This is a genomic window from Flavobacteriales bacterium, from assembly GCA_016713875.1.
Classification (GTDB): domain Bacteria; phylum Bacteroidota; class Bacteroidia; order Flavobacteriales_F; family PHOS-HE28; genus PHOS-HE28.
Window position 1 is genome coordinate 524,214 of sequence record JADJOI010000003.1, and the last position, 22,668, is coordinate 546,881.

General features: G+C 65.8%; 19 protein-coding genes. 5 read left to right on the forward strand and 14 right to left on the reverse strand.

Annotated elements, in window-relative coordinates:
- Window positions 1-34: 34 nt before the first annotated feature.
- From IPJ87_03630 to IPJ87_03660, 7 genes are all read right to left on the reverse strand, one after another.
- Window positions 35-1,882 carry a hypothetical protein gene (locus IPJ87_03630; protein ID MBK7940957.1) on the reverse strand — a complete coding sequence of 616 codons (1,848 nt, stop codon included), beginning with the start codon at window positions 1,880-1,882 and terminating at the stop codon, window positions 35-37.
- 36 nt (window positions 1,883-1,918) lie between these two features.
- Window positions 1,919-3,319, reverse strand: a complete 1,401-nt coding sequence (locus tag IPJ87_03635) for a right-handed parallel beta-helix repeat-containing protein (GenBank protein MBK7940958.1) — start codon at window positions 3,317-3,319, stop codon at window positions 1,919-1,921.
- Between the two features lie 53 nt (window positions 3,320-3,372).
- On the reverse strand, window positions 3,373-4,653 hold the full coding sequence (locus tag IPJ87_03640) for an MgtC/SapB family protein (protein ID MBK7940959.1): 1,281 nt from the start codon (window positions 4,651-4,653) through the stop codon (window positions 3,373-3,375).
- Between the two features lie 89 nt (window positions 4,654-4,742).
- Entirely contained in the window at window positions 4,743-5,243 is a 501-nt protein-coding gene (locus IPJ87_03645) for a GNAT family N-acetyltransferase (GenBank protein MBK7940960.1), read from the reverse strand.
- Window positions 5,244-5,384: 141 nt separating this feature from the next.
- Window positions 5,385-7,529 (reverse strand): S9 family peptidase, encoded by a 2,145-nt coding sequence (locus tag IPJ87_03650; protein MBK7940961.1) that lies wholly within the window; start codon window positions 7,527-7,529, stop codon window positions 5,385-5,387.
- Window positions 7,530-7,604: 75 nt separating this feature from the next.
- Window positions 7,605-8,912, reverse strand: coding sequence for a sensor histidine kinase (locus IPJ87_03655; GenBank protein ID MBK7940962.1), 1,308 nt, complete (start codon window positions 8,910-8,912; stop codon window positions 7,605-7,607).
- 54 nt (window positions 8,913-8,966) lie between these two features.
- Window positions 8,967-9,509, reverse strand: coding sequence for a hypothetical protein (locus tag IPJ87_03660; GenBank protein MBK7940963.1), 543 nt, complete (start codon window positions 9,507-9,509; stop codon window positions 8,967-8,969).
- 75 nt (window positions 9,510-9,584) lie between these two features.
- On the opposite strand from IPJ87_03660, the gene IPJ87_03665 reads away from it, so the two are divergent.
- Window positions 9,585-10,502, forward strand: coding sequence for an NYN domain-containing protein (locus tag IPJ87_03665; GenBank protein ID MBK7940964.1), 918 nt, complete (start codon window positions 9,585-9,587; stop codon window positions 10,500-10,502).
- On the opposite strand, the gene IPJ87_03670 is transcribed toward IPJ87_03665, so the two are convergent.
- The 6 genes from IPJ87_03670 to IPJ87_03695 all read right to left on the reverse strand — a co-directional run bounded on the left by IPJ87_03670 (window position 10,486) and on the right by IPJ87_03695 (window position 15,169).
- On the reverse strand, window positions 10,486-11,205 hold the full coding sequence (locus IPJ87_03670) for a HAMP domain-containing histidine kinase (protein MBK7940965.1): 720 nt from the start codon (window positions 11,203-11,205) through the stop codon (window positions 10,486-10,488). The genes IPJ87_03665 and IPJ87_03670 overlap by 17 nt on opposite strands.
- Window positions 11,192-11,566, reverse strand: a complete 375-nt coding sequence (locus tag IPJ87_03675; protein MBK7940966.1) for a response regulator — start codon at window positions 11,564-11,566, stop codon at window positions 11,192-11,194. Before IPJ87_03675 ends, IPJ87_03670 begins: the two co-directional genes overlap by 14 nt.
- Window positions 11,563-11,994, reverse strand: coding sequence for a response regulator (locus IPJ87_03680; protein ID MBK7940967.1), 432 nt, complete (start codon window positions 11,992-11,994; stop codon window positions 11,563-11,565). The genes IPJ87_03675 and IPJ87_03680 overlap by 4 nt, the downstream gene beginning before the upstream one ends.
- Before the next feature lie 41 nt (window positions 11,995-12,035).
- Complete coding sequence (locus IPJ87_03685; protein ID MBK7940968.1) at window positions 12,036-14,030, reverse strand: cation:proton antiporter; 1,995 nt, start codon at window positions 14,028-14,030, stop codon at window positions 12,036-12,038.
- A 3-nt stretch (window positions 14,031-14,033) separates the two neighbouring features.
- Complete coding sequence (locus IPJ87_03690; GenBank protein MBK7940969.1) at window positions 14,034-14,405, reverse strand: DMT family protein; 372 nt, start codon at window positions 14,403-14,405, stop codon at window positions 14,034-14,036.
- Between the two features lie 131 nt (window positions 14,406-14,536).
- On the reverse strand, window positions 14,537-15,169 hold the full coding sequence (locus tag IPJ87_03695) for a transferase hexapeptide repeat family protein (protein ID MBK7940970.1): 633 nt from the start codon (window positions 15,167-15,169) through the stop codon (window positions 14,537-14,539).
- A 150-nt stretch (window positions 15,170-15,319) separates the two neighbouring features.
- Here IPJ87_03695 and IPJ87_03700 point away from each other — a divergent pair, with 150 nt between their 5' ends.
- The 4 genes from IPJ87_03700 to lon all read left to right on the forward strand — a co-directional run bounded on the left by IPJ87_03700 (window position 15,320) and on the right by lon (window position 21,196).
- A complete protein-coding gene (locus IPJ87_03700; protein ID MBK7940971.1) occupies window positions 15,320-15,967 on the forward strand; it encodes a DUF47 domain-containing protein in 648 nt (215 codons plus the stop codon).
- A gap of 4 nt (window positions 15,968-15,971) precedes the next feature.
- A complete protein-coding gene (locus tag IPJ87_03705; protein ID MBK7940972.1) occupies window positions 15,972-17,372 on the forward strand; it encodes an inorganic phosphate transporter in 1,401 nt (466 codons plus the stop codon).
- Between the two features lie 46 nt (window positions 17,373-17,418).
- Window positions 17,419-18,612, forward strand: coding sequence for a GlmU family protein (locus IPJ87_03710; GenBank protein ID MBK7940973.1), 1,194 nt, complete (start codon window positions 17,419-17,421; stop codon window positions 18,610-18,612).
- 133 nt (window positions 18,613-18,745) lie between these two features.
- Window positions 18,746-21,196, forward strand: a complete 2,451-nt coding sequence (gene lon, locus IPJ87_03715) for an endopeptidase La (protein ID MBK7940974.1) — start codon at window positions 18,746-18,748, stop codon at window positions 21,194-21,196.
- A gap of 23 nt (window positions 21,197-21,219) precedes the next feature.
- On the opposite strand, the gene IPJ87_03720 is transcribed toward lon, so the two are convergent.
- A complete protein-coding gene (locus IPJ87_03720) occupies window positions 21,220-22,590 on the reverse strand; it encodes a hypothetical protein (GenBank protein ID MBK7940975.1) in 1,371 nt (456 codons plus the stop codon).
- Window positions 22,591-22,668 lie beyond the last annotated feature (78 nt).

Sequence of the window (22,668 nt, forward strand, 5' to 3'; positions counted from 1 at the left end):
CGGGGTGTCGGGTCCGGTCCGGTGATCGGTGCGGCTAGGGCAGCTGTTCGTTCCGCACGGAGGTGGGCAGGGCGCCGCCGATGGTCTGCAGGATGATGTCGCGGTCGTTGCTCGCCCCGGCGTATTTCACGGTGCCGTCCAGGTTCACATCCTCGCGGCGATACTGCCCCGCGAGGGTGGCCGTGGGGTTGATGCCGCCGATGGCGGTGAGGATGGGGTCGCGGTCGTTGTTGCCCCCGGTGTAGCGCACCTGATGGTCGAAGGTGACGTCGCCCGGCCACAGGAACATGGTGTTGCCCACCTGCTTGCGGGCTTCGGTGCCGTACGTGAGGAAGCTGCTGAAGGTGAACGGTATGCTGGTGACCTGCGTGGAGGAGAGGGCGATGGGGCTCGCGCTCATGGCACCGAGGTGGTTGCGGTGGCGGATGGCGACGAAGTAGCTGCCGGGAGGAGCGGGCAGGGCCAGCCCTTGTTGCCCGTTCAGGTCGACCAGCTGGCCGCTGCGGCGCAGCAAAGCGCGGCGGCTGCAGACCACCTGGGCGCTGTTGAGGCTGTTGCGCAGCTCCACCACCACCCAGTCCACGATGGCCGAGGCGCCGGTGGTGTTCATCACCAGGGAGGGGACCACGCCCTCGCCACCACCGGCGGTGAAGGTGTAGCCCAATGCGGTATAGGGTTCGGTGTAGGGCAGGGTGCCCGCGCTGCGCAGGTTGTCCCGCATCAGACCGGTGCCCGTGTCGAAGGCCCCGTACAGCTGCACGGAGCCCGAGATGACCACGCTGGGCACCGGGGGGCCGAGCACGGCGAAACTGGTCACCGGGTAGTTGTACACCGCGTTGAACGAACCGCCCGCCACCACCGCGGTGGACGATGCCGCCACCGCGTACACTTCGTCCTGCACCCCGGACCAGGCGAGCACGGCGCCGGTGGTGGCATCCACCATGTTGAGGCTGCCGTTGTTCCCGATCTGGCCGGAGAGGGCGACACTGCCGCCGAGCGGGCACATGCCGTATACCGCCCATGAGATGCCGGGGTCCCAGGCGGTGACGCTTCCGCCGCCGTTGATCGCCGCCGCGTTGGTGCGGGCGATGCCATCGACGGTCCCGAACTGACCACCGAGGTAGAGCGTGGACCCGACACGGGCCATGGCGAAGACGCCGACGCCCCCGCTGACGCTGTGCGCCCAGCCGAAGCCCTGGCCGAACTGGGCATCCACAGCAGCCACGCGTTCGCTCGGCGTACCGTTCATCGTGTTGAAGGCACCGCCGAGGTACACGGTGTTGCCGTGGACGACGATCGCGCGGATGAGGTCGTCCGGCACCGGGGCCCAGTCCGTGAGGACCTGCGTGGCGAGGGTGAAGGCGGCGGCGCCGGAGCGCGATTGGCCCCCGGCCGCGGAAAAGGTGCCGGAGAAGTACAGCGTGCCGTTGCCGATGGCGAAGGCCCGGACGTAGGCGCCCTGCACCTGCGGGTTCCACGCCGTGGCCAGGCCGGTGGTGCGGCCGATGACGCTGAGGTTCGGTCGCGAAGCGCCACCGCATTGCACCTGCTGCCCGCCGACGAAGACGTCATCGCCGTGCACCGCCAGGGCCAGCACCTGGCCGTCCGCACCGGGGTTCCAGGCGGTGGGGTCGCCGGTGCTGAGGTCGATGGCCGCCAGTCGCTGGCGGGCCACGGTATTGAACGGCGGCACCGGATCGGCGAGCTGCGTGAAATCACCCCCCAGGTAGGCGATGTTGTGCATGCTGTCGATCGCCACGGCGAACACAGGGCCGTTGGGCCGCCAGGTCGTGGTGCGCACCGGCATCCACTGCGCGCAGGCCGGTGCGATGGTCAAGGTGAGGAACGCGAGCGCGGACCGGACCGGGAGGGGGATGTGCATGTCACCAAGACGGGACGATCGGGCGAGGTTGCCCGGTCAGCGCACCACGATCAGCGGAAGCGAATAGCGCTCCTCGGCCCCCTGAACATGCAGGACATGGCGACCGGGGCTTACGGTGCCGAGGTCCAGCGTCGCGCGCGGCCCTGGCACCCGTGTGCGCAGCAGCAGGCGTCCGGTGCCATCGAACAGCTCCACGATGAAGGGCCCGCCTGTTGCGGACAGGAGCAACTCCGCCTGGTCGTCCGCCGGCTGGGGGAAGAGCAGCGGCCCTTGGCCCGGGCGATCGAGGATGCCCGTGGTGCAGTGCTCGAAGGCGCCGGCGTCCAGGGTGGCATGCTGGCAGCGCAGGGTGCTTCCCACGGGGTGCACGTATTCCTCCAGGGCCACCAGCGGGTATCCACTGCCCATGCCGGCGGGATAGCCGATCCCCAGCACCGGGGAGGATGCATCGAGGTGGAGGTCGTAGGTGAGCGGATCGGTGAAGTGGAAGGCGGCGATGGGGCCGGTGCGGTTGGCCAGTGTATCGGGCGCGAACGGCCAGATGTTCATGAAGGTGCCGCCACCGGCGAGGATGTTGTTGTAGCCCTTGAAGAGCACACTGGTGGGCATGGCGAAGAAGCTGCCCACCGGCTTCTCGTTCATCAGCGTGTTGTTGATGGCGTAGAGGATGTGCGGTCCGGGGTTGGTGAAGCCCTCGAGCGCATAACCGACGAGGTTGCTGTTCTGCCCCAGCGGGCCCTGCTGGACGATGTTGCCGATGAGGAAGACGCGTCCGCCATCGGGCAGGTCGATCTCCCGGCTCGCGTCGCCATCGGCCTCGTTGCTGAACCGGTTGTACTCGATGAGGTTCACGCGGGCGCGGCTCTTCAGTTCGTGCCCCACATGGGCGTGGTGGCAGTAGTTGTAGCGGAAGATGAGGGTGTCCACGTTGTTGATGTAGAGGTTGTGGCTCTGCCCGTCGCCGTGGCCGTTGTGGCCGAACTCGCTGTGCTCGATCCGGATGGTGCTGGGGTTCACCGTGCCGGCGAGGATGCCGTTCTCGTTGTGGTGGAACCGGCAATGGCGCACGGTGAGGTCGCGCCCTTCCTGGCGGATGCCCGCGCCGTTCTGGTCGGGCACGGCACATTCGCTGAACTCGATCCATTCGACGGTACAGCGGTCGCCCTGGATCACCCAGATGGCCTTGTCGCCCCAGCTCATTCCGTTGCTCTCCAGATGGGCGAAGCCGCCCACACCGCGCAGCAGCAGGTCGTGGGCCTGCCAGCGCGCCACATCACCGGGGTACACGCCGGCCTCGATCTCCACCGTATCGCCATCGGAGACCAACGTGCTCACCTGGCTCGGTAGGTTGTACATCTGCCCGGGCCCCACGGTCCATAGTGTGGCCGTCGTCACGGACGGGGCGAGCACGAACGCGAGGAAGGGGGTGGCTCTCATGCATCCGAAGATAGGCCGACCGGTCGGGGGCGGGCGGATGCGGTGGTGGATCGTTACCCGAGGAGGAGGGCGATCACGGTCGCCACAAGGATGGCACCGAAGCCGATGCCGACCCGGGTGCGGAGGCCGCGCTCGCCGAAGACCACCACCAGTGCGAACTTCATCAGGGTGTTGGACACGGTGGCGAGCAGGATGGCCGTGGCGCGCCGGACTTCATTCAGCTCGCTCTGCCGGGCGATGGACAGCGTGATGGCATCCATGTCGGTGGCACCGAAGAGCAGCCCGGCCGCATACAGGCCCTGCGCAGGGTAGTGGACGGTGGCGAGCAGCATGAGCCATTGCACGAGCATGTACACCGCACCGAACTGCAGGGCCACGCCGAAGTTGAGCGGGTTGGTCACCTGCAGGGGCTCCGGTGCGCCGGACCGCTGGAGGTGGTCCTCGCGGCGCCAGAGGAGGGTGGCGGCCAGCACCGCCGTGGCGGTGACGGCGAGGATGGCGGGCAGCAGGCGCAGGGCCAGACCGCGGTCCACCACCCAGGTCTCGAGCAGGATGCGGGGATACATCACGGACGTGGCGGCCACGATGCCCACCGCGGCGAGGCGTTGGTTGATCGAAGGGCCCGAACGGGAGCGGCGCGAGAGGCTGAGCGTCACGGCGGTGCTGCTCACCAGGCCGCCGATGAGGCCTTCGAACAAGGTGCCTTTGCGGCCACCGAAGAGCTTCACCAGGAGATAGCCCGCCAGGCTGATGCCGGTCACCAGGATCACCATCGTCCAGACCTCCTGCAGGTCCCAGACCCCGCTCGGGCCGATGCCGCCGTGGGGCAGGAAGGGCAGCACCAGCGCCGAGATGATGGTGAACTGGATGAAGGCGCGGATGTCGGCGGGGGAGAGGGTGGCGATGAACGTGTGCAGGCGCACCTTCAGAGTGAGCAGGCTCACGACCAGCACGGTGATGGTGGTGGCCAGCAGGATGCGGTCGGCGAAGACGAGCACACCGAGCAGGAAGGCGATGATGCCGGCCAGTTCGGTGGTGATGCCGAAGCTCGCGGCCCGGGCCATCATCACGTAGGAGGCCACCACCATGGCGAAGAGGCCTGCGAAGCCGACCACCAGGAAGGTGGGTCCGACCTGTTCACCCAGCAGGGCGCAGAGGAAGCCGAGCAGCGCGATCAGCGGGTAGGTGCGCACGCCGGCGAACGGCTCCTCCTTGTCCACCACGCGCTTGGCGTACTCGCGCTCGAGCCCGATGAGCAGGCCGATGCCGAGCGTGATCAGCAGCCGCACCAAGAGCGAGTGCGGACCTGTGCCGGGTTCAAGGAAGGGGTCCATGCCGGGAGGAAGAAAGATCGGCACTCCGGACCTTCCGGCCAAGGACGTCCATCAGGGTCGCCGGGGGAGAAGGGCGCCGGAGCTGTACCTCAACCGCGCCGCACGGCGTAGATCCACTCGTCCTCCACGCGGTCGTTCTTCACCAGCGTGCCGATGAGGGTGGCCTCCAGCGCGAAGCCGGCCTTCTCCAGGGCTTTCTGGGAGGCGGTGTTGCTGCCGAAGGGGGTGGCGTAGATGCGCGTGATCTCCGGGAACGTCGCAAAACCGAGCTGCACCATCTGCCGGATCGCGTCCGTCATGATGCCCTTCCCGCGGTGCTCCTTCGCCAGCCAGTAGCCCAGCTCCAGGTTGCGCCGCCACAGATCGGACTTCGGATGCAGACCGATGGCACCGATGCATTCACCGCCGATGTCGATGCAGCGCCGGAGAGGAGGGCTCTTCAGGGCCTGTTCGATGAACGCGCGGCCATGCGCTTCGGTGTAGGGATGGGGGAAGGCATCGGTGAGGTGGGCCGCCACGGTCGGGTCGTTGGCGTGCTTCACCAGGGCGGTCAGATCATCCGTGTGAAAGGGGCGCAGGGTGAAGTGCATGAGCATACAGGATCAAGAGTGGCGAGTGGCGAGTTCGGCCTATGGCCTTTGAGTGGCGAGTAAATGCACGTGTCCTATGAGGCAGTGCATTTACTCGCCACTCGTCACTCGCCACTCGCCACTTGAGCTTCGCTCCGCTCCCTAGAATTTCGGCGTCACCCCCACGTTGTGGAAGAAGAAGGCCCACTTGTCCGCCTGTTCCTCGATGATCTTGCTGGTGGGCTTGCCTGCGCCGTGGCCGGCCTGGGTCTCCACGCGGATCATCACGGGCGCGTCACCCTGCTGGGCGGGCTGCAGCGCGCTGATGAACTTGAAGCTGTGCGCGGGCACCACGCGGTCGTCGTGATCGGCGGTCATCACCAGCGTGGCCGGGTACTTGGCGGGCTTCACGTTGTGCAGCGGGCTGTAGGCCTTCAGAAAATCGAACTCGGCCTTGCTGGTCTCTGCGTTGCCGTACTCCGGCGTCCACCCGAAACCGGCGGTGAACTTCTGGAAGCGCAGCATGTCCAGCACGCCCACTTCGGGGAAGCACACGCCGAAGAGGTCGGGGCGCTGCGTCATCACCGCGCCCACCAGCAGGCCGCCGTTGCTGCCGCCGTTGATGCCCAGGTGTGGCGTGTCGGTCCACTTCTCGGCGATCAGGTATTCCGCCGCGGCGATGAAGTCGTCGAACACGTTCTGCTTCTTCTCCTTCATGCCGGCGCGATGCCAGTCCTCGCCGTATTCGCCGCCACCACGCAGGTTCGCCAGGGCGAAGACGCCGCCTTGTTCGAGCAGCAGCATGCGGCTGGTGCTGAAGCTGGGCGTGAGGCTCACGTTGAAGCCGCCGTAGGCGTAGAGCAGCGTGGGGTTGCTGCCGTTCTTCTCCACGCCCTTCCTGTGCACGATGAACATCGGCACCTTCGTACCGTCCTTGCTGGGATAGAACACCTGTTCGGTGACGAACTGTGCGGGGTCGAACTTCAGTTCCGGCCGGAACCAGACCTCACTCGTGCCGGTGGCGTAGTCGTATTTGTAGATGCTGCCGGGGTCGGTGAAGCTGGTGAAGCTGAAGAAGCTGAAGGTGTCGTTGCGCTTGCCACCGAAGCCTCCGGCGCTGCCGATATCAGGTAGTGTGATCTCCTGCTTGTCGGTGCCGTCCAGCTTCATGCGGTGGAAGCGGCTGGTGGCGTCCTTCAGGTATTCCGCGAAGAGCAGGCCGCCGCCCGTGCTCACGCCCTGCAAGAGCTCGTTGCCTTCGGGGATGATGTCCTTCCAGTTCTCCTTGGCGGGGCTCTTCGGGTCCACTTCCACCAGGCGGTAGTTCGGTGCGTCCACCTCCGTCATCACCAGGAATTTGCCGGTGGCGGGCACGAGGTCGACGATGCTGGTCTTGTGGTCGAAGCCGGTCTGCAGCGGCACCCACGCGGTGGCCGGTGTGGGGATGCCGCCGGTGCGCAGGTCGTGGAAGTACTGCTCGAAGCCGTCGGTGCCGGTGCTCACGTACAGCGTGGCGAACTCCTCACCCTCCGTGACGCCGGCGCCCACGTAGAGGTCGCCGTTCTCCTTGTTCTCCCACACCAGCACGTCCTTCTCCTGGGGATCGCCCAGCTTGTGGTAGTACACCTTCTGGAACTTGCTTGCGGCGCTCAGTTCGGTGCCCTTGGCGGGGGTGGGGTAGCGGCTGTAGAAGAAGCCGTCCTTGTACCACGCGGCCCCACTGAACTTGCTCCACTTGAGCAGATCGGTCGTGGGCTTCAGCGTGGTGAGGTCGTACACCATGATCTCCTGCCAGTCGCTACCGGCCTTCTGCACGCCTACGGCCATGTAGCGGTCGTCGTGGCTGCTGCCGATGGGGCTGTACGTGGTGGTGCCGGCGGGGTCGAGCTGGTTGGGGTCGATGAAGACCTGGTCCTCGCCGTCGAGGCCCTTGCGCACATGGATCACGCTCTGGTTCTGCAGGCCGCTGTTCTTCCAGATGAAGTACAGGTCGCCCACGCGCATGGGGCCGTTCACCTTCGGGAAGTTGTAGAGTTGCTCGTAGCGCTTGGCCAGGCTGTCGCGGAAGGGGATCTTGGCGAGGAGCGCATTGGTGACGGCGTTCTGGTCCTTCACCCAGTCGGCGGTCTCGGCGCTGGTGTCGTTCTCCAGCCAGCGATACGGGTCGGACACCCAGTTGCCGTGCAGGCTGTCGCCGGCGGTGCTGTCCTGGCGGGTGGCGGGGTAGGTGATCTTCTCCACGGAATTGGCATCGGGCGTGCCGCAGGCGGCCAGCAGAACGGCTGCGGACAGGGTGGCGTGTTTCATGACCGGGTTTGGGACCGCGAAAATAGCCGGGTCCGCGTCGCCTGTGCGGCGGCGTGCCGTGACCGGCGGTTGGCCTCAGGCCACCTTGCGTCGACCGAGCTTGTGGCCGCGCAGCTCGTAGTGCGTGCCGGGCACGGGCTGCAGGTCGATGTCGGCGTCCAACTGACCGGCGAGGGTGTGGATCAGCTCCATGCCGAGGCTGTTGGGGCGGTCCCATTTGTCGCGGCTGGGCATGCCCGGTCCGTCATCACCGATGCGGAGCAGCAGGCCGCCTTCCTCGCTGCCGCTGAGATGCACGGTGAGCGTGCCCTCCATCCGGCCCTTGAAGGCGTACTTGAAGCTGTTGCTGATGACCTCGTTGATCAGCAGCCCCAGCGGGACCAAGGTGTCCACACCGAGCGTCTTCACCTGGATGTCGATGTCCTGCTTGAGGCGGATGCCCACGGCATAGGCATGGATCAGGTCGCGGACCAGGCTCTCGAGGTACGACCGCACATCGATGTTCGCCAGGTCCTTGCTGAGGTAGGTCTGCTCATGCACCAGGGCCATGGCGCTCACCCGGGTGATGCACTCATTGAAGAGCTCGGTGACGCGCGGATCGTCCACCTGGTCCATCTGGAAGCGGATGAGGCTGCGGACGATCTGCAGGTTGTTCTTCACGCGATGGTGGATCTCCTTCAGCATCACCTCCTTCTCCTCCTTGCTGAGCATCGTTTCACGGAGCTCGCGGTTGGTCTGTTCGAGCCGTTGCTTGGCGTCGGCGAGCTGATCGCCACGCTGGCGGCTGTCCACCAGGAGACGGCGGTTCATACCCACGAGCAAGGCGAAGACAACGGCCATGAGGCAGGACAGGAACATGAGCACCTGGGCCTCGTCCCAGCGGCGGCTGAGCAGTGCGGAGTGGATGCTGAGGCCCTGCTCGTGGACGGTCCGGGCCGTGCGTTCGATGGACTTGGAGGCGCGTTGGGCCACCAGCTGCAGGATGGCCTGGGCGGTGCGTTCCTCCCGAAGATCGGCGGCCTGCACCTCGGCGAGGTGGTGGAGGGAGTCGGCTTGGTCGAGGGCCAGCATGAGTTTTGTGGGCAGCTCGGCCATGCCGGGTTCATGGGCGAACCGTGCCGCTGTGCGATCGAGCTCGGCGCGGAGCTCCGTCATGCGCGCTTCCCAGTGGCCGCGGCCGGTGTGCATGTCCACGCGGTGCATGGTGGGCAGCTCGCCCACGGCCCGGCTCATCCGGCCCAGGGCGTCCAGGAGCTCGACCTCGGCGCCCATGCGTTGCTGAACGTTCCGCGCCCGGGAGACCAGATGCAGGTCGAACGAGATGAACAGGACCGCCAGCACGGTGGCGACGATCGGCCAGAAACGATGGGAGCGGTGGTCCAAGCGGGGGCGTTAGCGTCCGGTTCAACGGAGGCCGCGGCCCGGAGGTTCCCCCGGTCAGGGTTCGTCGCGGAGCAGGGCGCCGAAATTGCGCAGCAACCCTTCGGACCGCTGGCGGGCGAGGTAGCGGATCTCGGCCAGCAGCCCGGTGACCGTCCGGCCGGACAGGCCGGTGGGGCGCTTGAGCGCGGGCCCTCCGGCGGTGATCACGCCCAGGTCGGTGCCACCGCGCATGGCGCTGCGGTTGCCCGCGTGGCGGAAGGGGCCGATGCTCACGTCGCAGCCGCCATTGGTGGCGCTGATCCGCACCCGGTAGCTCACCCGGCCCATCGTTTCCTCGCGGCCCGTGATGTCCCTCGACCGGAAGTTGAAGTGCGCGCTGCCCTCCAGCTGATCGGAGCGATCGCCTGCGGGCGCCAGCGCGGCCCCCGGCTCCCGGCCAAAGGTCTGGGTCCAGGCCCGCTGCGCCCGTTCGATCACCTGCGCCTGGCTCAGCGGAAGACTGTAGGCGGCCGAGATCACCAGGGCCTGGGTGCTGTCGGCCTGTGCCCGAAGACCGAACGCCACCAGCCAGGAGCACAACAGCAGCAGGCCGCGCATGGTGCGGCGAAGGTACGGGGGTGGTGCGGGATGAGGACTACTTTTGCCGCCCTCTTCACCATCAACTTCACATCCATGGCAGGTGCAACGGCCCTCAAAGTGGGCGTCTTCTATGACGGCAGCTACTTCACCCACGTCAGCAACTACTACAACTATGTGCATCCGCACCGCCGGCGCATCCACATCGGTGGCCTGCACGACTACATCCGCCACATGGTGGGCGAACGCGAAGGCACGCACCCCAATCTCTGCCACATCATCGACGCGCATTTCTTCCGCGGGCGCTTCACGGCGCGGGAGGCCAACGAGAAGCCGAACCAGCTTTACTACGACCGCGTGTTCGACGATGTGCTGATGTACAACGCGGTGCAGACGCACTACCTGCCGGTGAAGGACCTCATGGGCCGCAAACGGGAGAAGGGGATCGACGTGCTGATGGCGTTGGAGACCTACGAGCTGTGCATGCTGAAGCGCTACGACATCGTGGTGCTGATCGCCAGCGATGGCGACCATGTGCCACTGGTGCGCAAGCTGCATGCGCTGGGCTGCAAGACCATGCTGCTCGGCTGGGATTTCGAGTTCACCGATCAGGAGAGCGGAGAGGTGCAGGTGACCAAGACGAGCACGGACCTGTGGAACGAGGTGAGCTATCCGATGCCGATGCACGACCTGATCGACGAGGGCCTGCGCGACAATGACGCGGTGGTGCGGGAACTGTTCGTGCTGCGCGACACCACGGTGCGCGAGGGCGAGGAGGGGGCGCCCATGTCCGCTGCGCTGCCGGTGGACGATGAGCGGCACCGGAGCACGGTGATGAGCCTTCACAACGGTTACGGCTTCATCCGCTTCCCCGACAACAACCTGTTCTTCCTGCGCGACGACCTGATCGACATTCCCTTCGCCGAACTGGTGGTGGGGGATGAGCTGGAGTTCAACGTGGCGATGAACGCCAAGGGCCAGCGGGTGGCCAAGCGGATCACGCGCCCGAGCTGAGGGGCACGGCCAGCATGAAGGTGCATCCGGTGCCCGGGCCGGCGCTATGCGCCACCAGGCGGCCTCCGTGCGCTTGCGCCCACTGCCGGGCCCGTGCCAGCGTGCTTCTGGATTGGCCTTCACCGGCGGTGGGCTGCGATCCGAGCCAGGCGTAGCGGTCGAACACCTGTGCGAGGTCCTCCGCGCTCAGTCCCACACCCCGGTCGATCACGCGCACCACGGCATCCTGGTCGTGGGGTATGGCTTGCATCCGGATGGTGGAACCTTCGGGGGCGAACTTCGACGCGTTGGTCAGCAGCGCGTGCACCAGGTCGACGAGCACGTCCTGTTCCCCACGGATCGGCAGCGGCCCGGCGATGTCGAGATCCAGGGTCTGCTGTTTGCGGGCGAAGCGTGCTGCACTGCGCTCCGCCGCGAGCCGCGCGATGGACGCAAGGTCGGTGGGGCGCAGGTCCAGTGCACCCGGACCACGTTCCACGCCGAGGTCATCGAGCGCGCGTTCCAGGGTGTGCATGGCCAGGAAGAGGTTGCGCTCGGCGAAGCGGTGCAGCTCATCGGCATCGAGGCCGGGCACCGGCTCCCGCAGGCCGCGGAGGGCCTCCAGCGTGGCGCCGATGCGGTTCTTGAGGTCGTGCGAGAGCCGGTGCAGCCGCTCGTTCAGGGCGCGGGGGTCACCGGTGCCGGTGGGCTCAGTGGGCGACATTGGCGCGGAGCAGTTGCTCCAGCATGTCCGTGAGGCCGTCGGAGCTGATGGGTTTCGCCAGGTAGCGCGCCCCTTTCAGTGCCCGGATGGCGTCCACCACCTCGGGCTTGGTGCTGGCCGTCAGGAACAGGATGGGGATGGGGTCCGTGGCGTGGATCTGCCGGGCGAGGTCCAGGCCGGTGCGCGGGCCCTTGAGGTACACGTCCATGATGATCACATCGGGGCGTTCCTGGTCGAGCAGGTCCTCGGCCTCCTCGCTGCTGCGGGCCACCCCGATCACCTCGAAGCCCATGCGCTCGATCTGTAGGCGGTAGCCGAAGGAGATGATGGCCTCATCCTCGATGATCAGGACCTTTTTCATGGGGTGGGGGTGTTTTCGGAGGCCTTGCGTGCCTGATGGCCGGCCACGACACGTTCGAAGGATTCCACAGTGAGCGCCTTTTCGACATAGCCGATCACGGACCGGTAGCGCCGGGCCTGGTCCATGTCACAGGGTCGGTTGCTTGAGCTGAACATCACCACCGAGGTGTGGTCGTTCGGCAGGATGCCGTCGTCCTCGCATGCGCCGACCAGGTCGAAGCCGGTCATGCCCGGCATGTTGATGTCGACGAACATCAGGTCGGGTCGGTCCCGCTCCGAACGGAGGTGCTCCAAGGCCGTGGTGGCGTTGGTGAAGCAGGTGATGCGCCCGGTGAAGCCGCTGCGCTTCAGCACCATGCGGGTGACGAAGTTGCAGTCCTCTTCATCGTCGATCAAGAGGATGTGCTCGATGTGGTCAGCGGCGGGCATGGGCCCCCTGCTACGTGAAGGGAAGGGCGAGGGTTCGGCGATCAGTCGCGCAACATGCGGTCGAGCATGTTCACGCCATCGGGCGGGCCCAGCACGTACAGCACGTCGTCCGGCTGCACACGGCTTGTGCCGTCCACGCCGGTGAGGACACGACCGCCGCGTTTGATAGCGAGCACGCTGACCCCGAACCGGCCCTTGAGGTCCACATCCATCAGTCGTTGGCCCACCACACGGCCCTTGCCGAACCGCACGGGAAGGGCGGCGAGCTCCTGCTCGGACGGGTTCACGGCCAGCGTTTCGGGCGGCCCACCGCGGTCCATGGAGCGCAAGGCCCGGTAGTGCGAACCGCGGACGCGCGTCACGAGCTCCTCCACTTCGTTCTCCGGCACCAGGTAACGGCGCAGGGTGCGGGCGAAGATCTCGATCGAGGTCTCGAACTCCTCGGGCACGACCTCGTTGGCGCCCAACCTGCGCAGCTCCTCGATGTCGTTGAGGTAGCGGGTGCGGACGATGAGGTGCGGAGCGTCGCTCATGCGTCGAACGCGGCTCACCACACGGCGGGTGGCTGCCGGGTCGCTGATGGCCACCACCACCACGCGGGCCCTGGCCACATGCACCTCCTCCAGCACGTGCTCGTTGCTGGCGTCGCCGATGATGACGTCCGCGCCCAGGCTCCGCGCCTGTTCGGCGAGGTCGGGGTCCATCTCCACCACCACATGGGCGATGCCGGCCAACCGGGCGGTCTGGGCCACGTTGCGGCCGTTGAGCCCGTAGCCGACGATGACCAGGTGGTCGCTCAGCCGGTGGGTGGTGCGCGCCTCGGTGCGGGCCTGCACCAGGGCGTCCAGGCGGTGCCGCAGCCGCACGGGCACGAATAGGCGCAGCAGCACCGCGGTCCACCGGCCCGAACCGCCGATGATCACCGGCGCCAGGCCCATGGTGGCGATGGACACCGAGAGGAAGAGCTGGTAATGGTCGCGGGTGAGCAGCTTCTGTTCCAGGCCCGTGGCACTGAGGATGAAGGCGAACTCGCCCACCTGGCAGAGCGCAAGGCCCGTGAGGAGCGCGGTCCGCAGCGGATACCGCAGCACCATGGCCGCCGCTGTTGCGATGAGCGTCTTGCCCACCAGGGTCAGCACCGTGAAGGCGATCACCAGACCGAGGTGCTTCACCAGGTATCCGGCGTCGAGCAGCATGCCGATGCTGACGAAGAAGAAGCTGATGAAGACCTCGTGGAAGGGGAGGATGTTCCCGGTGGCCTGGAACCGGTGCTCGCTCTCGCTGATCACGAGCCCGGCGAAGAACGCGCCGAGGGCCAGGCTGAGGCCGATGGCACTGGTGAGCCACGCCGTGGCGAAGCACAGCACCACGATGGTGGTGATGAAGAGCTCGCGGCTGTGGGTGCGCACCACGGCGTCCAGCAGACGGGGCACGGCATATCGGGCCAGCACATAGATGATGGCGAGCAGCACCAGCATCTTGCCGAGCATGCCGAAGAGGTCGCCGAAGGGATCGGAGCTGCGCCCCGCCAGCATGGGCGTCAGCAGGATCATGGGCACCACGACGATGTCCTGGTAGATGAGCATGGCCGAGGCCACGCGGCCGTGCGGCGCGCCCACGGCCCCTTGCTCCTGCAGCAGCTTCAGCACGATGGCCGTGCTGCTGAGGGCGAACAGGAAGCCCAGGAAGATGCTCGGCGGCCAGGCCAGGCCCAGCGCGTGGGCCGCGGCGGCGGTGAGGGCCACGGTGCCCGCCACCTGCAGCGTGCCGCCCACCAGGACCGTGCGCGCCACCGAGACCAGGCTCGAGAGGCTGAACTCGATGCCGATGACGAACAACAGGAAGATGACGCCGACCTCGGCGAGAAGCTCCACCTCGTGCGTGGCGCCCACCAGACCGAAGCCGTGCGGACCGCAGAGCGCGCCGGTGGCCAGGAAGCCCAACAGCACGGGCAGCTTGAAGCGCTTGAAGAGCAGGATCATGCCCACGGACAGGCCGAGGATGATGACGATCTCCTGGAGCAGCGGGATCTGCATCGGTCAGCGGTCCTTGAAGACGAGCCAGACGGCCGCCACCAGCAGCACCGCGGCCAGGGCGTGGTTCCAGCGGAGCGGTTCGGACCGGAAGGCGACGAGGGTGAAGACCGCGAACACCACCAGGGTGATCACCTCCTGCACCACCTTCAGCTGAACCAGGGTGAACGGGCCGCCATGGCCGGCGTGTCCGAGGCGGTTCGCCGGTACCTGCAGCACGTACTCGAAGAAAGCGATGCCCCAGCTGATGAGGATGATGCTGAACAGCCCCAGCCGCTTGGCCCAATGCCATTCCTGGAACTTCAGGTGCCCGTACCACGCCAGGGTCATGAATGTGTTGCTGGCGATCAGCAGAAGGATGGTCCAGAGGCCGCGCATGCCGCTTCGGTTCGCCGGCGAAGGTGGTGTGTCCACCAGTTGCCGTGACGGACCGGCGCCGGCAGTTGCCCAAGGTGGGGTGTTGATGGTCGCGCTGGGCGTGCGGGTCGGGCACGTCGACAGGGGGGCGGTCAGGACCGGTCGTCGCCCAGGCTGCTCCCCGGTCGGTCCGAACGGCGCGTTGCGTTCCAGGTCCTGTACTGCGCCGTGATCGGTGGCTTGCTACGGTCCACCTCGCGCAGCGGCTCGCAGGGCTTGAGCGTGGCATGCAGCTGGGCGGGCAGTTGCTGGTAGAGGCGGGTGCCCTCCGTCTTCCACGCGAGCATCTCATCGCTCACCTCCTTCACCGCCCGCGCGGGGTTGCCCACGATCACCTGGCGGGCGTCCCACACGCTGTCGGCCGGAAGGAAGCTGAGCGCGCCCACGATGCAGCCTTCACCCAGCACCACGTTGTCCATCAGCACCGCGTTCATGCCCACCAGGCAGTTGGCGCCGATGGTGGCCCCATGGATGATGGCACCGTGGCCGATGTGCGCGCCTGGGTGAAGCACCACCTTCACGCCGGGGAACATGTGGATGGTGCAGTTCTCCTGCACGTTGCAACCGTCCTTCACCACGATCTCCCCCCAGTCGCCGCGCAGGGCCGCGCCCGGGCCGATGTACACGTCGGCCCCGATCACCACGTTGCCGGTGACCACGGCCTGCGGATGCACGAAGGCGGAGTGATGGACCACGGGCCGATATCCGTTGAACTCGTAGGTCATGACCGAGACGCCGGCCCGTATGGTGGGCCCACAGGGCGCAACTTAGGTCAGGTCCCGTCATCGGCCCATGTTAAGCCAGTGTTAAGCCTTTCGGTACGGCCTTCCCGGGCGGATGCCCCGGTTACTTTTGCCGCGCCCAACCCGCACCCTATGGCCCTCGGCTCGCTGTTCCAGATCTTCCGTCCGAAGGACCGGATCTTCTTCTTCCACTTCGAGGCCTCGGCGGCGAACGTGCTGCGGATGAGCGAGGACCTGCTGGCGATCATGACCACCGAGCCGGGCGCGCAGCGCACCGCCATCCTCGAGCGTCTGGAGATCACCGAGCGCGCCAACGACGACCTCACGCACACCATCTTCACGGAGCTGGCGCGCAACTTCATCACCCCGCTGGACCGGGAGGACATCCACTACCTGGCGAGCAGCCTGGACGACGTGGCGGACTTCATCCTGGCGGCGGCGAAGAACCTGGAGCTGTTCGGCATCGGCAAGCCCGACGACACGGCAAACGAGCTGGCGCGGCTGGTGAACGAAGGCTGCAAGATCATCCAGCTGGCCGTGCAGGGCCTGCGGCAGATGCACAAGGACAACCAGCACGCCGAACTGGTCGTGCGCATCAACGCCGTGGAGAACGAGGCCGATGAGGTGCACGACCGCGGCCTTCAGCGCCTCTTCGCCCAGGAGAAGGACCCCATCACCCTCATCAAGCAGCGCGACCTGTACGGCACGCTCGAACTGGCCACCGACAAGTGCGAGGACGTGGCCAACGTGCTGGAATCCATCATGCTGAAGTACGCCTGAGGACATGACGCTCCTGGTCGTCATCATTGTCCTGGCCCTGGTGTTCGACTACATCAACGGCTTCCACGACGCGGCGAACTCCATCGCCACCGTGGTGAGCACCAAGGTGCTGACCCCGCTGCAGGCAGTGGTGTGGGCGGCCTTCTTCAACTTCGCCGCCTTCTGGATCTTCCAGGACCATGCGGTGGCGAACACCATCAGCAAAACGGTCCATCAGGAGTTCATCACCCTGCCGGTGATCCTGGCCGGCCTCATCGCCGCCATCATCTGGAACCTGCTCACCTGGTGGTACGGCATCCCGTCCAGCAGTTCGCATACGCTCATCGGTGGCTTCGCCGGGGCGGCCCTGGCCCATGCCCTGGCCACCACCGAGGGGTTCGCCCTCACTGAGGTCATCGAAAGCGACAAGGTGACCAAGACCGTGATGTTCATCTTCCTGGCGCCGCTCGTGGGCATGGTGATCTCCATGTTCATCACGCTGGTGACCATCGTGCGCAACCTGTGGACACGCATCGCCTTCATCCTCGTGGCCGCAATGGCCACCTGGTTCCTGTTCATGCACCTGCAGCAGGGCAAGCTGGAGGAGAACCTGGCCAAGTACTACAAGGTCGACGTGCTGAAGAAAGCCGCGGCGGAGGACCCGGCCCGGACCGTGGACCTGGAGGCCGCGCGCGCACGCTACGAGGCCGCGCTCCCACACCTCACGGGCTTCGGCTCACGCGGGGGGGAGGGCATCGCGGAGGCCATCCGGAGCACCGCGGACCCGGAGGTGGACGTGGCCAAGCTGGCCAAGGGCCTCAACAAGTCGGACAACTCGATCATCCGGGTGGGCCTGATGTTCACCGTGCTGCTCTTCATCGCCGTGTACATCTACACCGAGAAGGTGCGCACACCCACCGCGCAGACGCTGGCCAACATGTTCAAGCGGCTTCAGCTGTTCAGTTCGGCGGCCTTCAGCATCGGCCACGGCGGCAACGACGCCCAAAAGGTGATGGGCATCATCACCGCGGCGCTCATCGCGCACGGCACCATCACGGACATCAAGGAGATGCCGACCTGGGTGCCGCTGGCCTGCTACACGGCCATCGGCCTGGGCACCCTGAGCGGTGGCTGGAAGATCGTCAAGACCATGGGCACCCGCATCACCAAGGTGACGCCATTGGAGGGCGTCTGCGCCGAGACCTCCGGCGCCATGACGCTCTACCTCACCGAGCAGATGGGCATCCCGGTGAGCACCACGCATACCATCACCGGGTCCATCATCGGCGTGGGGGCCACCAAACGTTTGAGCGCGGTCCGCTGGGGCGTCACCATCCAGCTGCTCTGGGCCTGGATCCTCACCATTCCCGTGAGCGCGCTGCTGGCCGGTCTGGCCTATTGGGTCTGCACCCTGTTCGGGCTCTGAGTCCCGCCTGTCCATAGGATCCCTGCCTCCGGGCTACCTTCGGCGCATGGCCATCCTGCTGCACGACGCCGGCGCCCATCGCCACCTGCTGCCGCTCACCTTCACGCGCCCCGTCGGCGCGCTCCGGCCCGGCATCCTCACCATCGCCGAGGCGTGGTGGCGCATGACCGAGCTCCCGGTGGGCCACCGCACCGAGGCCTACTTGCATGAACGCTGGCCGGAGGTCGGCGGTGAAGTGGTGCGGGATGTCCGCGGCGGATCGCTGCCCCTGCCGGAGCTGGTGAGCGCGGTGCTGGACCTGGAGCCCGGCCGCATGCTGGTGAAGGACGGCCGCGTGCTGGCCATCTGCCGCACGGGCGCACAACCCCCGGCGGAGGCGGACTGGAACGCACCACCCACCTACCTGGTGCCGGTGCCGTTCGCCGGTGAGGTGGTGGAGATCACCCGGCCCTGGCACCTCTTCCAGCACTGCGGCCGCGCGATCATCAACGATTTCGCCCTGCTCACCGAGGGCCGGCGTTCGCAACCATTGAGCGGCCTCAATACCGTGGTGGGCGACCCCTCCCTCGTGTTCCTGGAGGAAGGCGCCGTGGTGGAGGCCGCCATCCTCAACACACGGGGCGGGCCCATCCACATCGGCAAGGGCGCCGAGGTGATGGAGGGGACAATGATCCGTGGCCCCTTCGCCCTGGGCGCGCATGCCCAGCTGAAGATGGGCGCCAAGATCTACGGGCCGAGCAGCTTCGGGCCGGAATGCCGGGTGGGCGGCGAGGTCAACAACAGCGTCATCCTCGGCTACAGCAACAAGGGCCACGACGGGTTCCTGGGCAACAGTGTGCTCGGCGAGTGGTGCAACCTGGGCGCCGACACCAACACGAGCAACCTGAAGAACACCTACGGGCCGGTGAAGGTGTGGAGCTACGCCGACCGGGCCATGGCGGATACGGGGCTGCAGTTCTGCGGGCTGATCATGGGCGACCACGGCAAAAGCGGCATCAACACCATGTTCAACACCGGCACGGTGGTGGGTGTGGCGTCGAACGTCTTCGGCGGGGGCTTTCCCCCGAAACACATTCCCTGCTTTTCGTGGGGCGGCGCCGATGGGCTTGTCGAGCACGCCTTGGACAAGGCGCTGCACACGGCCCAGCGTGTGATGGAGCGGCGCTCCATGCCCTTGGACGCTGCCGACCGGGCGGTGCTCGCCCATGTGCATGCCGTCACAGCCGGCGATCGCGCATGACCTGACGGAAGGGCAGGCGATGGATCCGGGCATGGGCCTTGAAGGGTTGGCCCCGCCTTCTGTGAAAAAACCACGTCCGGCGCTGACCGGTCATGGGGATACCTTTGAACCTGTCATCCTGGCACCCACGTTGATGAACGACCTCTTGCACAGCGACCCTGCCCTCTTCAGTTCCGAGGCCCTCGAGAACGAGACCGAGCTCATCCCCTTGATCACGGCCGAGGACGAGGAGCAGATGAACGCGGAGACCACCCCGCCGGAGCTGCCCATCCTGCCGCTGCGCAACACGGTGCTCTTCCCCGGCGTGGTGATCCCCATCACGGTGGGGCGCGATCGCAGCATCCGCCTGATCCAGGACGTGTACCGCGGCAACCGCACCCTGGGCGTGGTGAGCCAGAAGGACAGCCAGATCGAGGAGCCCAATGCCGACGACCTGAACCGGGTGGGCACGCTGGCGCAGATCATCCGCATGCTGCGGATGCCGGACGGCAGCACCACGGCCATCATCCAGGGCAAGAAGCGCTTCGAGGTGCTCGAGATGGTGCGCATGGACCCCTACTTCACGGCGCGCATCAAGGAGTTCGCGGAGGTGCGCCCGGCGAAGGACGACAAGGAGTTCCATGCCCTGGTGAGCAGCTTGAAGGACCTGGCGCTGGAGATCATCAAGCAGAGCCCGCACATCCCCACGGAGGCCCAGTTCGCCCTGCGCAACATCGACTCGCCCTCGTTCCTGGTGAACTTCATCAGCAGCAACATGAACGCCGAGGTGGCCGAGAAGCAGCGCATGCTGGAGGTGGCCGACCTGCGCGAGCGGGCCAAGCTGCTGCTGGCGCACCTCACCAAGGAGCTGCAGATGCTGCAGATGAAGAACGAGATCCAGAGCAAGGTGCGCACCGAGGTGGACCGCCAGCAGCGCGAGTACTTCCTGCATCAGCAGATGAAGACCATCCAGGACGAGCTGGGCGGCAACCCCATCGAGCAGGAGCTGGAGGAGATGCGGGCGAAGGCGGCGAAGAAGAAGTGGAGCGCCAAAGTGGGGGAGACCTTCGAGAAGGAGTTGATGAAACTGCAGCGCATGAACCCCGCCGGCGCCGAGTTCAGCGTGCAGTACAACTACGTGCAGCTGCTCCTTGAGCTGCCCTGGGGCGAGTACAGCGAGGACAAGTTCGACCTGCGGAACGCGCAGAAGATCCTGGACCGCGACCACTTCGGTCTGGAGAAGGTGAAGGAGCGCATCATCGAGCACCTGGCGGTGCTGAAGCTGAAGGGCGACATGAAGGCCCCGATCATCTGCCTGTACGGTCCGCCGGGCGTGGGCAAGACCAGCCTGGGCAAGAGCATGGCCGAAGCCCTGGGCCGCAAGTACGTGCGCATGAGCCTGGGGGGGCTGCATGACGAGGCCGAGATCCGCGGCCACCGCAAGACCTACATCGGCGCCATGCCCGGCCGCTTGATCCAGAGCATGAAGAAGGCCGGCACCAGCAACCCGCTCTTCGTGCTCGATGAGATCGACAAGGTGGGCCGCAGCAACCAGGGCGACCCCGCCAGCGCCCTGTTGGAAGTGCTGGACCCCGAGCAGAACAGCGCGTTCCATGACAATTTCGTGGAGATCGAGTACGACCTCAGCCGCGTGATGTTCATCGCCACGGCCAACAGCCTCAGCACCATCCATCCGGCGCTGCGCGACCGCATGGAGATCATCGAGGTGAATGGATACACCGAGGAGGAGAAGGTGGAGATCGCCCTGCGCCACCTGCTGCCCAAACAGTTCACCGAGAACGGCATCAAGCCCAAACAGCTCAAGCTGGCCCCGGGCCTCATCGAGGCCATCATCGAGCAGTACACGGACGAGAGCGGCGTGCGCACCCTGGAGAAGCGCATCGCCAAGCTGGTGCGCCACCGCGCCAAGCAGATCGCGCTCAAGCAGAAGCACAGCGTCACCATCACGGTGGACGACCTGGTGAGGATCTACGGCCCGAGCCACGCGCGCGACAAGTACCAGGGCAACGATGTGGCCGGCGTGGTCACCGGCCTGGCGTGGACGCCCACCGGTGGGGACATCCTCTTCATCGAGACCAGCATCACCAAGGGCGAGGGCAAGCTCACCCTCACCGGCAACCTGGGCGACGTGATGAAGGAGAGCGCCATCATCGCGCTGGAGTACCTCAAGGCCCACAGCGACATCATCGGGATCGACGCCGACGTGTTCAAGCGCTGGAATGTGCACGTGCACGTGCCCGAGGGGGCTACGCCCAAGGACGGTCCCAGCGCCGGCATCGCCATGCTGACCAGCATCGCCAGCGCCTTCACCCAGCAGAAGGTGCGCAAGTTCACGGCCATGACCGGCGAGATCACCCTGCGCGGACGGGTGCTGCCCGTCGGCGGCATCAAGGAGAAGATCCTCGCCGCCAAACGCGCGGGCATCAAGGAGATCCTGCTCAGCGCGGACAACCGCAAGGACATCGAGGACATCGACGCGCGCTACACCAAGGGCATGCGCTTCACCTACGTCACCGAGATGATCGAGGTGGTGAAGCACGCCCTGCTGAAGGAGAAGGTGGAGAACGCGCTGAAGGTGGCGTAGGCTTGTCGCTGCTCGGCTGCAGGTCAACGTGCAACGACGAAACGGTAATTCCTCTTTGCGTGGGGCTGGGCGGTTGAAACGATCAGGCCATAGGTCCCTGGAGCCAACCCTCTAACGTCAATGCTATTGGTGCCGGAGCGTAGCGATCCTTTCATGGCCGTGTCGTGCCCGTTCACCCCGATGATGGAATACTGAGCTTGATGCTCCCCTGTGATAGCGTCGGATCCGTCAAGGTCCACATGAAGCACATCGGCTGACGGGTTCGGCCACATCCGGTGCACCGGACCCAGTGGAACATCGATTTCGACCACTCCAACGCTGCCACATCCCGGAACCAAGCACCCGTCCGCGTCAAGCTTCAGGACCCAGATGACCGTTCCGAACGTGAAGCTAAGTCGGGTCGTCCCGCACAGCGCGATGGATCCGTCAGCTAACTCGGTGATGTCGTTGAGCATGTTGACCGCGCCGCCCGTGAGGAACCGGAACCTGCGTTTCCACAGTAGTGGGCCGCTCGAAGCCACGCGGTATAGGACCCCGTGGAATCCGTTCGTGTCCGCAGGAGTACTATAGCCGCATGTCAGCAGATCGCCGTTCGATGCTAGCTCCACATCATCCAGCATGGCGAATTCACTGATCGCAGTGTCGAACCTGCTCAGCCAGACCTTGTTTCCGTTGATGGTGTTCAAGCGTGTCAAGAACTGCTCCGTTTCGGGTGCGCCGATCCCGCTTTCGTCCCAGCAACCCCCGGCCAGTACAGGGTCACCGTTATCGAGGCATGCGATCTTCCTCGCGACCGCACTGTGGTTGTAGGTTCCAGGCCAGTTGGACATGAAGGGTTGATTCCAGATCTGATCCCCTGATGTGTCGCATTTCAGGATGCGGGAGCGATAGGGGAACGCTGCACTTGCCTCCCACCCGGTCAAGAATATCTCCTCGTTCTGGTTCACAGCCATCCCAAGTGAGGATGCCCAGATCGTAGGATAGTCGCGTTCCCAGACGACCGCACCTGTGGAGTCCGATCGGATAAGGAATGCCCGGTAGGGTCCATCTGCACTATCCAGCCTTGAGTAAGCTGTATACACATTCGGTCCAGAGCGTACCACGTCACGTGTGACCAGGTCATACGCGCTGGTCAGGAAGCTGCGGGACATCAAGTTGCCCTGCTGATCGAACCGGACAAGGAACAGACTATCCGGTTGATTGATCCCAGTTGTGGTCAAGCCGCCGAAAAAGGTGCCGAATGTGTCAGGTTCCGAGATCGGGTCCCAATATCCAAGTGTTGCTGCCCTCGCTGTAGGATGTTGCTTCTCCCAGAGCAACGCGCCGTCCGGACCGTATGCTTCCGTGAAGACGTTCACCTCACTTCCATCGTAGGCTTGCTTGTGCGTGAACACCAACAAACTATCCCCATACTCGCGAACGGCACACGCGTACCCGGGCTCATCCAAAGGATGCAAATTGGTCACGCTGAA

What these genes read in the sequence shown, in the direction of transcription:
- IPJ87_03705 (MBK7940972.1), top strand. Translation starts at nt 15,972, where the DNA reads ATGACGCTCCTGGTCGTCATCATTGTCCTGGCCCTGGTGTTCGACTAC.
- lon (MBK7940974.1), top strand. Translation starts at nt 18,746, where the DNA reads ATGAACGACCTCTTGCACAGCGACCCTGCCCTCTTCAGTTCCGAGGCC.
- IPJ87_03690 (MBK7940969.1), bottom strand. Translation starts at nt 14,405, where the DNA reads ATGCGCGGCCTCTGGACCATCCTTCTGCTGATCGCCAGCAACACATTC.
- IPJ87_03675 (MBK7940966.1), bottom strand. Translation starts at nt 11,566, where the DNA reads ATGAAAAAGGTCCTGATCATCGAGGATGAGGCCATCATCTCCTTCGGC.
- IPJ87_03645 (MBK7940960.1), bottom strand. Translation starts at nt 5,243, where the DNA reads ATGCACTTCACCCTGCGCCCCTTTCACACGGATGATCTGACCGCCCTG.
- IPJ87_03685 (MBK7940968.1), bottom strand. Translation starts at nt 14,030, where the DNA reads ATGCAGATCCCGCTGCTCCAGGAGATCGTCATCATCCTCGGCCTGTCC.
- IPJ87_03700 (MBK7940971.1), top strand. Translation starts at nt 15,320, where the DNA reads ATGGCCCTCGGCTCGCTGTTCCAGATCTTCCGTCCGAAGGACCGGATC.
- IPJ87_03710 (MBK7940973.1), top strand. Translation starts at nt 17,419, where the DNA reads ATGGCCATCCTGCTGCACGACGCCGGCGCCCATCGCCACCTGCTGCCG.
- IPJ87_03660 (MBK7940963.1), bottom strand. Translation starts at nt 9,509, where the DNA reads ATGCGCGGCCTGCTGCTGTTGTGCTCCTGGCTGGTGGCGTTCGGTCTT.
- IPJ87_03695 (MBK7940970.1), bottom strand. Translation starts at nt 15,169, where the DNA reads ATGACCTACGAGTTCAACGGATATCGGCCCGTGGTCCATCACTCCGCC.
- IPJ87_03635 (MBK7940958.1), bottom strand. Translation starts at nt 3,319, where the DNA reads ATGAGAGCCACCCCCTTCCTCGCGTTCGTGCTCGCCCCGTCCGTGACG.
- IPJ87_03680 (MBK7940967.1), bottom strand. Translation starts at nt 11,994, where the DNA reads ATGCCCGCCGCTGACCACATCGAGCACATCCTCTTGATCGACGATGAA.
- IPJ87_03650 (MBK7940961.1), bottom strand. Translation starts at nt 7,529, where the DNA reads ATGAAACACGCCACCCTGTCCGCAGCCGTTCTGCTGGCCGCCTGCGGC.
- IPJ87_03630 (MBK7940957.1), bottom strand. Translation starts at nt 1,882, where the DNA reads ATGCACATCCCCCTCCCGGTCCGGTCCGCGCTCGCGTTCCTCACCTTG.
- IPJ87_03640 (MBK7940959.1), bottom strand. Translation starts at nt 4,653, where the DNA reads ATGGACCCCTTCCTTGAACCCGGCACAGGTCCGCACTCGCTCTTGGTG.
- IPJ87_03665 (MBK7940964.1), top strand. Translation starts at nt 9,585, where the DNA reads ATGGCAGGTGCAACGGCCCTCAAAGTGGGCGTCTTCTATGACGGCAGC.
- IPJ87_03670 (MBK7940965.1), bottom strand. Translation starts at nt 11,205, where the DNA reads ATGTCGCCCACTGAGCCCACCGGCACCGGTGACCCCCGCGCCCTGAAC.